This is a genomic window from Streptomyces sp. NPDC027185 (assembly GCF_055567035.1).
This window is the reverse complement of sequence record NZ_JBVHRF010000008.1, coordinates 404,594-417,416: the sequence shown is the minus strand read 5'-3', so window position 1 is coordinate 417,416 and position 12,823 is coordinate 404,594. Positions and strand designations below refer to the sequence as shown.

Below are 12,823 nucleotides of genomic sequence, written 5' to 3'. Positions count from 1 at the left end.
CCCAAATGCGCCGCTGGTCACGGAGGTTGGGGGAGAGGCGGCGGACGGGCGCACGGGGGGCGTACGGCCGAACGCCCCGCGGCCGTCGGGGGCTCGCGGGGCGCTCGGTGAGCGGGTGCGTACGCCGTGCCGGACGCGTCGGTCGGACGGTCGGTCCCCGCCCGCCGGTGTGTCCGGATGTCCTCAGGCGGTGGAGCCGAGGAGCGGCGGCGGGGCGAGGCGGTCGCTGAGCCGGGGCAGGAGGTCGGCCACCCGCTGCGGGAGGTGCGCGGCGATCCCGGGCGGGGCGGGAGCGAGCGGCACCAGGAGATCGCCGGGCGCCGGCTCCCCCGAGACGCCGTCGGAGGCGGTGTCGTGGTGCAGCCACAGCGTCAGCATGTACAGCTCCGGTACGGACAGCAGCCGCGGCTGGTACCCGGCGGTGAGCGATTCGGCCTGGTGCAGGGCCTGTTCGGTCGCCGTGACGTACGGGCCGCCGCAGAAGTGGGCGAACGCCCAGCCGTCCGCCGTCAGCCGCGCCTCGGCCGCCGCGACCGGCCGCTCACCGCCGAGCACCAGGAACCGCCACCCGGCCAGGCGGGTGCGGGGCGGGACGCCGGTGTGGCCGATGCCGTCCAGGATGTGGACCGGGAGCGGATGGTCGGCGCTCAGCGGGCCCTGGTGCGCGCGGAGCGCGGCGGGGCGGGCCTCACGGACGGCGGTGGGCGAGCCGAGAGCGGTGAGGACGCTGCGCAGGGCGGGCGCGGGGGCAGCGGGTACGTGCAGCGGCATGGTGAGTCGCCTCTCACTCGGGAGACACGGTGGTGCAGGTGGACGCCGACGGCATTGTCAGCGTGCGGGGTCGGAGCCGGCCCCGGCGCGTATCTCCGCGCAGGGGCGCGCAACGCGACACGGGGCCCAAGTCTCCGCCTCGTGAACGGAGTTTATACGACGTATGTTCCAGCGGTGTTTCCGCTAAGCGCGCCCGTGATTTCCGGCAAGGGGTAATCCGGACCGGCTATAGAGGCGTTTTCTCCTTCTTTGCGGGGAGGATGGGTAAACCGCCTCGATATTCTGTCGCGGTACGGTAGGCCGAATCTTTCCGGTGTTTTTCCGGGTAATTGCTGACGGGGGGTGTCCGGGCAATATGCCAACGGTACGTGCCGGACTCCGGGCCGCTTCGAGCCTATCGGCGGCCGAACGCCCTTGAGGCGTTATGGATCAGATCACCGGGGCATCATCGACCGTGACGCGTGCCCCGGTGGTGCCGGGGACGGCCCCGGACGGCCCGTGGCTGCGGGCCGTCCACTGGAGGAAGGACCCTTCGATGGGGGAGAAGGTCGCCGCGGACGGCATCGGCCTGGCGGACCGGGAGCGTTATCGAAGAAAGCTTCAGGAGTGTCTTGAGGGGCTGGCGAGGCTGCTGGGGGAGAAACGGTTCGACCGGCCGAAAAACCTGGTGGGTCTGGAGATCGAACTCAATCTCGCCGGGGCCGACGGACTGCCCAGGATGATGAACTCCCAGGTGCTGGAACGTATCGCGAGCCAGGATTTCCAGACCGAACTCGCCCGTTGCAATCTGGAAGTGAACATCACCCCGCACCGGCTGCACGGCCAGGTCTTCGAGCAGCTCGCCGAAGAACTCCGTACCGCGCTCGCCTATGCCGATCGCAAAGCCCGTGAAGTGGCCTCCCGGGTCATGATGATCGGTATTCTGCCCACGTTGGACACCACCGATCTCACCGCCGCCAGCCTCTCCGAGAACGACCGCTATTTCCTGCTCAACGATGAAATGCGGGCGGCGCGCGGTGAGGACTTCGCACTCGACATCCAGGGTGTGGAGCGGCTCGTCGCCCGGTCGCCGTCGATCGCGCCGGAGGCCGCGTGCACCTCCGTGCAGCTGCATCTGCAGGTGACGCCCGGCCGGTTCGCCGCGGTGTGGAACGCGGCGCAGGCGCTCGCCGCCGTCCAGGTGGCCGTCGGCGCCAACTCGCCGTTCTTCTTCGGGCGTGAGCTGTGGCGCGAGTCGCGGCCGCCGGTCTTCCAGCAGGCCACCGACACCCGGCCGCCGGAACTCCAGGCCCAGGGGGTGCGCCCGCGTACCTGGTTCGGGGAGCGCTGGATCGATTCGGCGTACGACCTCTTCGAGGAGAACGTGCGGTACTTCCCGCCGTTGTTGCCGCTCTGCGGGGAGCAGCATCCGCTGCGCGTCCTCGACGCGGGCGGCGTACCGGACCTCGCGGAACTGGTGCTGCACAACGGCACCGTCTACCGCTGGAACCGGCCGGTGTACGGGATCGCCGACGGCGTCCCGCATCTGCGGGTCGAGAACCGTGTGCTCCCGGCCGGCCCGACGGTCGCCGACGTCCTCGCCAACACCGCCTTCTACTACGGGCTGGTGCGCGCGCTCGCACAGGCGCCGCGTCCGGTGTGGACCCGGCTGCCGTTCGCCGCCGCAGCGGAGAACTTCACCGCCGCCTGCCGCCACGGCATCGATGCCACGCTGCGCTGGCCGCGTCCGGGGCGGGGCGGTGTCGTGGAGACGCCGGTGACCCGGCTGGTCCTCCAGGAACTGCTGCCGCTGGCCGCCGCCGGGCTGGACGCCTGGGGCGTCGAACCGGCCGACCGGGACCGCTACCTCGGCATCATCGAGGAGCGCTGCGCCCGCCGCACCAACGGCGCCTCCTGGCAGACCGCCGCCTACCACCACGCACGGGAGCAGGGCCTGGACCGCGGGGCGGCGCTGGCCGGGATGACCCGCCGCTACGGCGAGCTGATGCGGACCGGTGAGCCGGTGCACACCTGGCCCGTCGCCTGGCCCGCGGTCCGGCGGGCGGTCCCGCCGCCGCGCCGCCCGGCAACGGGCGAATGGCAGAACCGGGAGACGGCGGGGCCGGACGGGGGCTGAGGCGGCGGGGTGGCGCGTCCGGGCGCCCCCGCAGCGGTGCCGGGCGGGAGGGCGCCGTCACCCGTCCGGCCGGGAGGGTGCTCCCCGACGCCGACGGCCGGGGTCCCGCCGCTGCCCCGCGCGAGCCCGTCCTCCGGCTACCCCTGTTCCCCGCTGCCCGTGGTGACGATGGCCTCCCGGATCGCCTCGTCGAGATGTGACGGGTCCTCGACCTCGTGGACGGAGCCGCCGGTGGGGGCGGTCATGCGGTCCAGCGCGGACCGGTCGGCCTCCGGGCCGACGGCGAGGACGATCAGCGGTATCGGCCGCCCCGGGTCCGTCAGCTTCTTGATCCCGGCCACCACGCCGTCCAGTCCGACGGTGGCGGCGTCGTCGTCCGCGCCGTCGGTGACCACCACGACGGTGTTGAACTTGCCCTCCACGTACGACGAACGGGCCTCGCGGTACGCGGCGAGCGTGGTGTCGTACAGGCCCGTGCCGCCGCCGGGGACAGGGGTGAGCGCGCCCAGGGCGGCCGTGAGGGCGTCGCGGTGGGTGGTGGCGCCGGGGCCCCGGTCGCCGAGCCGGGTGGTGGGGGACAGCTCCAGGTGGTCGCGGGAGCCGTCGAGTCCGGTGGCGAACTTCCACAGCCCGATCTCGTCGTCGGGCGTGAACGTCGCCAGTTCCCGGAGCAGCGCGTCCCTGGTCAGCGACATCCGTGACCGGCCGCCGCTCGCCGGCACCGCGAGCCCCATGGACGAGGAGGCGTCGACCACCGTGGTGATCCGGGCCTTCTGCACCGTGACCGCCCAGATGCCGAGCAGCGCCCGGATCTCCTTGGCGGACGGCGGTACGGCGGTGTCCTGGGTGTACGGCTGGGGTGCGCGGCCGCCCGCCGCGCGGGTCACCTTCTCGTCCGCCCTGCCGTGCCCCGCCCGGAAGCCGTGGGCCCGCAGCACCTGCTGGCCCGGGGGCGCGGAGAGCAACGTCATGAAACGGCCGGCGGCGCGCGAGGTGTCGGCGTCGAGTTGGTTCTCGTCGACGAGGGTGTACGGGTAGTCGAGCTGGGCGGTGCCGTCCTGGGGGTAGAAGAGTTCCAGTCCGGGGCCGGTGCCGGCGCGGTTGTGCGCGAACGCGGCCTGTTCGGAGAGGAGCACCGCGGGGTTGCGGTGGTCCTCCGCGGCCTCGGAGGCATCACGCGGCAGTGTCGCGGCGAGTTCCTCGTCACCGTCGGCCATCCGCTGGTGGAGCACCTCGGCGGCGGCCGCCGTACGGGTCCGCGCGGTGCCGGCGCCCTCGTCCTTCTCCGCCTTCCGGTAGGCGGCGTCGATGCGGGAGAGGGCGAGGACTCCGGTGGCGCTGCGGGTGGGATCGGCCACCCCGAGCGGCAGCGTGCCGTCGTCGGCGGCCTTCAGCAGCGCCGACCAGTCGTACGTCTTCTCCGGCCAGCCCAGTTTCCCGGCGGTGGCCGGGACGGCGCCCAGGGCGAGGGGGGAGGCCGCGATCGTCCCGCTGGTGGTCAGCGGTGTGCCGCTGGCCGCGTCCACGCGGTCGCTCCAGAGGGTGGAGTCCGGTATCCAGACCTGGAATTCGGAGTGTGCCGGGCGCTGCGCGAGGGAGTCGGCGACCTCCGCCCCGGAGCGCGCCGTCACCTTGACGTCCAGGCATTTCCCGTCGGTGCGGGTCTCCTCGCGCCGTGCCCGGTCCGCGACGTCGTCGAGCGCGGGGGCGATGTCGGGCGAGGCGACGACGTCGAGCCGGACGAGGTCGCCGCCGCACGGTTGGCCGAACGGCAGCAGATCGCTGCGGAGCGCCGCCACCGTGCCCGCCGCGAGCGCGAGGGCGAGGACGGTGGCGAGTACGACGGTGCGGCGGCGGGCGCCGGGCCGGGCCCCCGCGTCCCGCGGTGCGGAGCTGTCGGGCAAGCTGTGACGTCCCATCGCGGTAGCGCCTCTCCTGCGTCTCGGAGCTCGATCGGGACACGGCGGAGGCGGTCACACCACGTGGACGGCGTCTGCCCCGGCCTGTCGCGCGATCTTCGTACCTGCTGCGGCGACCCTAGCCGGGCAGGCCCGGCACGGGTGGCGGTATCGCGGAAGTGGTGGAAGTGATGGACGCGCAGGCGGGGGCGGGAGCGGAGAAAGCGGTGGAAGTGGAGAAAACTGTGGGGTCGGACGCGCACGCCCGTGGCGGCGTCGGGACCTCCGGCGCCTGGGAGCCGGGGGAGCACCTGTCCCGCAGGATGCTGCGGAACGAGACGCTCCTGGTGCTCGCCCTGTCGCTGGGGGCCAGCGGGGTGTCCGCGCTGATCAGTTTCCTCGGCGCGGTGACCCGGCCCGGCGGTCTCAAGGACCAGGCGGCGACGTTGAACGGCTCCCACGCCCCCGGCCGTCCGTGGCTGGACCTCGCCTGGCAGCTCTTCGGCATCGCCACGGCGCTGGTGCCGGTCGCGCTGGTGGCGCACCTGTTGCTGAGGGAGCGGGCGGGCGGGCTGCGCGCGCTGGGGTTCGACCGGCGCAGGCCCGGCGCGGACCTGGGGCGCGGTACGGCGCTCGCCGCGGTGATCGGGGGCAGCGGGCTGCTGCTCTACCTGGGTGCGCGGGTGGCGGGCTTCAACCTCACGGTGGTGCCCGAGGCGCTGCCGGACGTGTGGTGGAAGGTCCCGGTGCTGATCGCCTCCGCGGTGCAGAACGCCGTCCTGGAGGAGGTCATCGTCGTCGGCTATCTGCTGCGCCGTCTGGGGCAGCTGGGGTGGACGCCGGTGGCCGCGCTCGCCGCCGGCGCCGTGCTGCGCGGCTCGTACCACCTCTACCAGGGCATCGGGGGCTTCCTCGGCAACATGGTGATGGGCGTCGTCTTCGTCCTGCTCTACCGCAGGTGGGGCCGGGTCGGCCCGCTGATCGCCGCGCACGCCCTGATCGACATCGTGGCCTTCCTGGGCTACGCGCTGCTCGCGGGCCGGGTGGACTGGTTGCCGACGCCGTAGACGCGGGGGCGGCGGCGATGCCGTACGGGCCGTTCCGCCGGCGTGGGCGGGAGCGGCCCGGGGCGTGCGGCCGGTGTCCGCCGCCGGACGTCCCGCGGAGCGGGCCCGGTGGCGGTTGCCCATACCGGGTGAACCGGGCCGTGAGCCGTGTGGCGCGGTCCCCGGGTCCGCTGCCCGGCCACGATCCTGAGGGCGCCGCCGGCCCGTCAGGGGGCGGGCCGGGTGGGACGAGACAGGGAAGCGGTGACCGGGGTGAGCAAGCGCGACGTGGTGGTTGTCGGCGCGGGATTCGCGGGCCTCAGCGCCGCGCAGGAACTCCACGGGGCGGGCTGCGACGTCCTCGTCCTGGAGGCCCGTGGCCGGGTCGGCGGGCGGGCCCTGACCCGCTTCCTGCCCGACGGCACCCAACTCGACCTGGGCGGACAGTGGATCTCCGCGGCCCAGCACCGGATCACCGGACTGGCCGACCGCTACGGCATCGCCACCTACCCCACCCCGGAGTACGGCTCGGCGGTGATCGACCACGACGGGGAGCACCGCACCGCGCTCCCCGACGAGGTGACCGCGCTCCTCCACGAGCTGGACACCCTGTGCCGGCAGGTCCCCGTGAGAAGCCCGTGGACCGCCGCCGACGCGGTGCCCTGGGACCGGCAGACCTTCGCCACCTGGCTCGACGGGACCGGCGCCCCGGACGCCGCGAAGCGCTACGTCGGCCGGATCGTCTCCGGTGGACTCCTCGCCGGGAGCCCCGCGGAGACCTCGCTGCTCGAAACGCTCTTCTACCTGGCCAGCGGCGGCGGGACCGGGGCGCTGCTGGGCTTCCGGGGCGGTGCGCAGGAGAGCCGTGTCGTCGGCGGGGCCCAGCGGATCGCCGAGCGGATGGCCGCCGACCTGCCCGACGGCACCGTCCGGCTGTCCGAACCGGTCCTCGGCATCGCCCAGGACCGCACCGGGGTCCGCGTCACCACGGCACTGGGCGCGCACCACGCCGCGCGGGCCGTGATCGCGCTGCCGCCCGTACTCGCCGGGGCGCTCCGCCACGACCCGCCGCTGAGCGCCCTGCGGGCGGGCGTCTTCCAGCGCATGACGGCCGGTACCGCGCTGAAGGTCCACGCCGTGTACGCCGAACCCTTCTGGCGGGACGAGGGCCTGTCGGGGGTGTCGACGTCGTCGGCGGGCGTCCTCACGGAGACCGTCGACAACACGCCGCCGGCGGCCCCGAGAGCGGTGCTGACCGCGTTCGTCTACGGCGATGAAGCGGTCCGCCTGCGGACCCGGCCGCCCGGGGAGCGCCGGGAGAGCGTCACCCGCCGTCTCGGCGAACTCTTCACCGGCCGGGCGGCGGAACCGCAGGAGTACGTCGAGTTCGACTGGCTCGCGCAGGAGTGGACCCGGGGCTGCTTCTCCGGGCATTTCACCCCCGGCGGATGGACGGCCTTCGGCAGCGCCCTGCGGCAGCCGGAGGGGGCGCTCCACTGGGCGGGCACGGAGACCGCCGTGCACGGCAACGGCTACTTCGAGGGCGCTGTGGAATCCGGCCGCCGCGCGGCGGGGGAGGTGCTGCACGCCCTCGGCTCCCGCTGACCGCGCCGGGCGGCACGCGGGCCCGTGCGGCGTTCCGGGGCACGGGGCGGCCGGGCATCCGACCGCCCCGGCCGTCCGGTCAGGCCCCGGCGAGGAGTTCCCCGTCCAGCACGGTGACCGCGGATCCGGTCAGCAGGGTACGGTCGCCGCGCAGCCGGGTGCGGACGAGGCCGGTACGGGCGCCTCCTTGCAGGCTGGTGAGGGTGTCCCGGCCGAGCCGGGGCGCCCAGAACGGTGCGAGCGCGGTGTGCGCGCTCCCCGTCACCGGGTCCTCGCCGACTCCGACCTGGGGGAAGAAACAGCGCACCCGGACGTCGTAGCCGCAGTCCGCCGCAGCGGCGCGTGCGGTGGTGATGACGCCCCGGCCGCTGTGCCCGCTCAGCGCCCGGAGGTCCGGCGCCAGGCGCTCCACGGCCGCTTCGTCGGCCAGTTCGACCAGCAGATCACCGACCTGCGGCCCGGTCTCGTACGCGCCCCGGATCGAGGCGTCACCCAGTCCGTCGGCCAGCGCCTGCGGCACCTCCACCGGGGTGAGCGGGGCGGTCGGGAAGTCCATGGTGAACGAGGCGTCGTCGTGCGCGGTGGTGCTCAGGACACCGCTGCGGGTGGCGAAGCGGACCGTCCCGGTGGCCGTGCCGGTCGTGTGCAGCACGTGCGCGGTGGCCAGCGTGGCGTGTCCGCACATGGCGACCTCGGTGGCCGGGGTGAACCACCGGAGCGCCCAGTCCGCCTCGCCGCCGGGCGGCAGGGGATGGGCGAACGCGGTCTCCGACTGGTTCATCTCCCGCGCGACGTCCTGCATCCACCGGACGGAGGGGAAGTCCCCCGCTTCCAGAAGGACGACCCCTGCCGGGTTGCCGGTGAACGGGCCGGTACTGAACGCGTCGACGATGCGAATCCTCATGCCGAGGACCTTAAGCCCCCGCTGCGCCGCAGGTCAGAGCCGTTGGTGAGGAGTTGGCCCTCCTCGGGGAGCCGCCGGGGAGTCGTAAAGCCTTGCCGAACGAACACTACCGATATATCGTTGACGCATCGCGATCGGTCAGCGAAAGGTCTGATCGACGACCGGTGCCCCCTCGGGCCACCGGCTGACGGAAGGAACCCCTCATGCGACCCCACGGACATGGACACGGATACGGGCACGGCCAGGAAGGCGGCTTCGGTCGCGGACCCTGGGGCGCCGGACGGCACGGCGGTCCCGGTGGCGGCGGCCCCGGTGGGCCGGGCGGATTCGCCGGCTTCGGCGACCGGTTCGAGGGCCGCCGCGCCTTCGGCCCCTTCGGGCCGCCCTTCGGCGGACCGCAATTCGGCGGTGGCCGGGGGCGCGGCGGGCCACGCGGCCGCGCCCGCCGCGGTGATGTGCGCGCCTCGATCCTCGCCCTGCTCAAGGACCGCCCGATGCACGGCTACGAGATGATCCAGGAAATCGCCGAGCGCAGCGGCGGCGCCTGGAAGCCCAGCCCCGGCTCGGTCTACCCGACCCTTCAGCTTCTGGAGGACGAAGGTCTGATCGCCAGCGCCTCCGAAGGGGGCAAGAAGCTCTTCTCCCTGACCGAGGACGGACGCACGGAGGCCGACGGCGGACCTGACGCCCCCTGGGAGGAAGCGGGGCGCGGCGTCGACTGGGAGGCCATGAACGAGATCCGCAAGGCCGGCGGCGGACTCGTCGACGCCTTCCGGCAGGTCTGGGCCACCGGCACCCCTGAGCAGCGGGAGAAGGCGATGGCCGTGGTCAACAAGGCGCGCAAGGAGCTGTACCTGATCCTCGCCGAGGAGGACTGAGGGCGGACGGGGTGCCCCTGTGGCCCCGGCGCGCGCACGACCCCGCCCGGCGCGTGCGGTCGGCCGCGCGCCGGGCGCTGCCGGAGAGCGGTACGGCGCCCTTACGGTCGCGCGGCCGACCGCGGTGGCCGTACGTCAGGCGACGAGCGCCGCGAGGTCACGCAGTGACGCCTCCAGCGCCGCGCCCGCGGAATCCTTGAGCTTCCCGGCCATCAGGGACACCGCGGCGCCGGTGAACTCGCCGTCGATGCGTACCGTCGTCGCCCCGCCGTCCGGCTCCAGCGCGTACCGCATCGCCAGCGTCACGCCCATCGGGCCCTTGCCCCGGAGGTCCAGCAGCCGCTCCGACCGGAGTTCCCGCACCGTCCAGCGGACCTCGGCGGGGAAGCCCATCAGCTTCATGTTCTCCAGGTACTCCGCGCCCGCTTCCAGCGGATCCGGCCCGCCCCGGGGGAAGCCGGTGTGCGTGGCGTTCCACCGGCCGTGGCCTCCGAAGTCGGTGAGCCGTTCCCAGATCCGTCCGGCCGGCGCCCCGATGCGGGCCTGTGCGGTGACTGCGGCCATGGGGCCACCCCTTAGGTGAGGACATGCCTGGCGGGTCCGTGGAACGTATCCGCGCCCACGGCAACCTTCAAGGCTGACGGCCCGTCATTTTCGGTGCCACGGCCGTCCGCCCGGACACCTTCAGGGGGCCCGCGGCGCCCGTGCGGCGCTCCACCGGAACACCCGGGGCGGGGCGCCGCCCCCGGTGGCGCCCGCGCGAAGGGTCTCCCGGAGGAGAAAAGCCGGGGCCGACGGGCCGGCCTGGGGGAAACCCTGAGCATTCCGTCTCCGCCACGCACCCTTCTCCTCCGTAAGGAGGAGAAGGGGCGAGCTTCTCCCCAACCGTGGTGGGATGCGCAAATGCTCCCCGTCGGGGATGCCCCGGCCTTCCGTGGCTGGTGGGGTGGTAGATGTGCAAAACCGTACTGCGTACAGCGGCGGGGAGGTCCCCGCGCGGGTGGATATGGACGCACAGCTCACCGTCGAGCTGGCGTCGGTGATATCCGCTGCCCGCCGACGGGCCACGCGGGACGGCGATCGTCACGTCGACACCGCGCACCTCCTGCACGGTCTCCTGGAGTGGGACCCGGCGGTACGGGACGTTTTCGACGGCGGGCAGCCCCAGATCGCCCGGCTCCTCGGCTATCTCGTCCAGCGCAGCATCGGCTACGGACTCCAGTGGCACGGCACCGTCGAGGATTCCGGCGCGGTGCCCGTGGTCACCGAAGGCGGCGTACCGGGGTGGTCGCCGGCCGCGGCCGCCGCCCTGGACGGCGCCCTGGACCGTGCGCACGCCCGCTACGCCCTCCAGGCCGGGTGCCTGGATCTGCTGGCCGCCTTGGTGGACGATCCCGAGTCCCGCGCCGTCGAGGTGCTGCGCCGCGCCTCCGTCGACACCGTACGACTCGCGGCCCGGCTGGACGGGGACCCCGCCGACCTGGGGTGATGGCCTTCCGGCGGACCGGAGGACGGGATGCCGGTAAGGGGTGACTCTCCAGGTGGCGCCTGTCATGATGACCCGATGCATGCGTCTTCGGGGAGCCCTGCCGCTACGAACGCCCGGCCGGGTCAGGGTACTCACGGCGCCGGGGGCTCCTCCGGGCCCCCTTCCGCCCCCGGGCCGGAAGGCGCCACGGCCACGTCCGGCCGAGGGGTGAGCCTCGCCCTCGCGCTGCTCTCCGCCGTCGCCTTCGGCGGCTCCGGAGTCGCCGCGAAGCCCCTGATCGAGGCGGGACTGGATCCCCTGCACGTCACCTGGCTCCGCGTCGCGGGCGCCACCTTGGTGATGCTGCCCGTGGCCTGGCGCCATCGCTCCCTGGTACGGCGGCGCCCGGCGCTCCTCGCCGGATTCGGGCTGCTCGCCGTCGCGGGCGTCCAGGCGTGCTACTTCGCCGCGCTCTCCCGCATCCCGGTCGGCGTCGCACTCCTCATCGAGTATCTGGCGCCCGCCCTGGTGCTCGGATGGGTCCGCTTCGTCCAGAAACGGCCGGTCACCCGCGCCGCCGCGATCGGCGTGGTACTCGCCGTCGGCGGCCTGGCCTGCGTCGTCGAGGTGTGGTCCGGGCTCAGCGTCGACGTGCTCGGACTCGCCCTCGCCCTCGGCGCGGCCTGCTGCCAGGTCGGCTACTTCGTCCTCTCCGACCACGGCACCGGCGGCGAGGACAGTGCCGCCCCGCTCGGCGTCGTCGCCTACGGACTGCTGGTCGGCACCGTAGTCCTCACCGTCATCGCCCGCCCCTGGGGCATGGACTGGCCGGTGCTCGGCGGGATGGCCACGATGAACGGCACCCGCGTCCCCGCCGCCCTGCTGCTCGTCTGGATCGTGCTGGTCGCGACCGTCCTCGCCTATCTCACCGGCGTGGTGTCGATCCGCCGGCTCTCCCCCCAGGTGGCCGGCGTCGTGGCCTGCCTGGAAGCAGTGATCGCGACGGTCCTGGCCTGGGTACTGCTCGGCGAACACCTCTCCCCACCGCAGATCGTCGGCGGCCTCGTCGTCCTGATCGGCGCCTTCATCGCCCAGTCCGCCACCCCGGCGTCCGGCGACAAGGAGAAGACCACTGTGGTCGCCGCCTCGCCCGGAGCCACCGTGACGGCCGGAGGGACGGATGCGGCGGGTGGGCCCGGACGTGGGGAGCGACTGTCCGGAGGCGGGGGCGCGGGGGAGCGACGGGGGTAGGGGCGGGGAGACCGTGGGGTCGGCCGGCGTCCCGGGCGGCCGGTCGTGCCGCACTCGGGAAGCTCGGTGCCGCCGCATCCGGGGAGCGTGCGCCCTGGCCTTCGCGGGCGGTGCGGCGCTGCTGAGCAGGGAGTTGCCGGTCAGCGGGCGGCGGGGGCCGCGGGTTCCCCCGGGGCCCGCCCAGTCTGGCCGCTGCCACAGGGGAGTTGGGGCGCCCTTCGGCGAACCGCCGTACCCGACCGGGCTTTACAGGGGAGCGGTGGGACTCAGGGGCGGGTATGCGATCAGTTCTGGCGGCACCCCAAACCGGGGTTCGTCCCCCCGCCACTGGACGGGCCGCCCCGTGAACCGGGTCCGGCACGGTCACCTGCCGTGCCGGACCCAGCGGGGTCAGCCATGCATGGCCGCCCAGAACTCCTCGAAGGACATCTTGCGGTCGCCGTCGGTGTCGAGGGAGTCGATCAGCTCCTGCGCCTGCGCCTCGGTGATCTCGGAACCCTCCAACTCCGCGATGACCTTCCGGTATTCCTCCGCGGTGACCTGGCCGTCCTTGTCGATGTCGTAGCGCTCGAAGACCTTCCGCGCCGCCGTCTCCATGATGTCTGCCATGTGTTCCGCCTTTCTGTGATCTTTGCCGACGGAGCCAGGCTATCGGCCGGCCGGACGCCCCCTGGAGACGCCCACCGCCCGCCCGCCGCGTGCCTGCCCAGCTCCGAACTCCTGCTCCGGCGGGGACAGGAGCCCTCTCCGAAAGGCGGCTCGCCGCCGACGGGCCGGGCGTGGGCCGCGGCGCGACTGCCCGATGCCGTGGCCCCCCGCTGCCGCTACGGGCGAGGCCGGGAGCCGGGCCTCGCTACGGGCGAGGCCGGGAGCCGGGCCGCCCCGG

Annotated in this window: 10 protein-coding genes and 1 pseudogene; 6 read left to right on the top strand and 5 right to left on the bottom strand. The window is 73.8% G+C overall.

Annotation, left to right across the window (positions count from 1 at the left end; genetic code table 11):
• Positions 1-183: 183 nt before the first annotated feature.
• Positions 184-771, bottom strand: coding sequence for a hypothetical protein (locus tag ACZ4M8_RS26090; RefSeq protein ID WP_467611277.1), 588 nt, complete (start codon positions 769-771; stop codon positions 184-186).
• A gap of 535 nt (positions 772-1,306) precedes the next feature.
• On the opposite strand from ACZ4M8_RS26090, the gene ACZ4M8_RS26085 reads away from it, so the two are divergent.
• Positions 1,307-2,887 carry a glutamate-cysteine ligase family protein gene (locus tag ACZ4M8_RS26085; protein WP_467611328.1) on the top strand — a complete coding sequence of 527 codons (1,581 nt, stop codon included), beginning with the start codon at positions 1,307-1,309 and terminating at the stop codon, positions 2,885-2,887.
• Between the two features lie 137 nt (positions 2,888-3,024).
• Here ACZ4M8_RS26085 and ACZ4M8_RS26080 read toward each other — a convergent pair whose 3' ends face one another.
• On the bottom strand, positions 3,025-4,806 hold the full coding sequence (locus ACZ4M8_RS26080; protein WP_467611275.1) for a substrate-binding and VWA domain-containing protein: 1,782 nt from the start codon (positions 4,804-4,806) through the stop codon (positions 3,025-3,027).
• Between the two features lie 302 nt (positions 4,807-5,108).
• On the opposite strand from ACZ4M8_RS26080, the gene ACZ4M8_RS26075 reads away from it, so the two are divergent.
• Complete coding sequence (locus ACZ4M8_RS26075; protein ID WP_467611326.1) at positions 5,109-5,852, top strand: CPBP family intramembrane glutamic endopeptidase; 744 nt, start codon at positions 5,109-5,111, stop codon at positions 5,850-5,852.
• 252 nt (positions 5,853-6,104) lie between these two features.
• Complete coding sequence (locus tag ACZ4M8_RS26070) at positions 6,105-7,436, top strand: flavin monoamine oxidase family protein (RefSeq protein ID WP_467611273.1); 1,332 nt, start codon at positions 6,105-6,107, stop codon at positions 7,434-7,436.
• Between the two features lie 79 nt (positions 7,437-7,515).
• Here ACZ4M8_RS26070 and ACZ4M8_RS26065 read toward each other — a convergent pair whose 3' ends face one another.
• Positions 7,516-8,340, bottom strand: coding sequence for a PhzF family phenazine biosynthesis protein (locus ACZ4M8_RS26065; protein WP_467611271.1), 825 nt, complete (start codon positions 8,338-8,340; stop codon positions 7,516-7,518).
• A 203-nt stretch (positions 8,341-8,543) separates the two neighbouring features.
• Here ACZ4M8_RS26065 and ACZ4M8_RS26060 point away from each other — a divergent pair, with 203 nt between their 5' ends.
• Complete coding sequence (locus tag ACZ4M8_RS26060; RefSeq protein ID WP_467611269.1) at positions 8,544-9,218, top strand: PadR family transcriptional regulator; 675 nt, start codon at positions 8,544-8,546, stop codon at positions 9,216-9,218.
• Between the two features lie 135 nt (positions 9,219-9,353).
• Here ACZ4M8_RS26060 and ACZ4M8_RS26055 read toward each other — a convergent pair whose 3' ends face one another.
• Positions 9,354-9,782, bottom strand: a complete 429-nt coding sequence (locus tag ACZ4M8_RS26055) for a type II toxin-antitoxin system Rv0910 family toxin (RefSeq protein ID WP_467611267.1) — start codon at positions 9,780-9,782, stop codon at positions 9,354-9,356.
• 391 nt (positions 9,783-10,173) lie between these two features.
• On the opposite strand from ACZ4M8_RS26055, the gene ACZ4M8_RS26050 reads away from it, so the two are divergent.
• Positions 10,174-10,707 carry a peptidase gene (locus tag ACZ4M8_RS26050; RefSeq protein WP_467611265.1) on the top strand — a complete coding sequence of 178 codons (534 nt, stop codon included), beginning with the start codon at positions 10,174-10,176 and terminating at the stop codon, positions 10,705-10,707.
• Positions 10,708-10,782: 75 nt separating this feature from the next.
• Positions 10,783-11,937 (top strand): EamA family transporter, encoded by a 1,155-nt coding sequence (locus ACZ4M8_RS26045; RefSeq protein ID WP_467611263.1) that lies wholly within the window; start codon positions 10,783-10,785, stop codon positions 11,935-11,937.
• A gap of 390 nt (positions 11,938-12,327) precedes the next feature.
• Here the strand turns inward: ACZ4M8_RS26045 and ACZ4M8_RS26040 are convergent.
• A pseudogene (locus ACZ4M8_RS26040) lies at positions 12,328-12,552 on the bottom strand (EF-hand domain-containing protein); the annotation flags it as partial.
• Between the last annotated feature and the right edge of the window lie 271 nt (positions 12,553-12,823).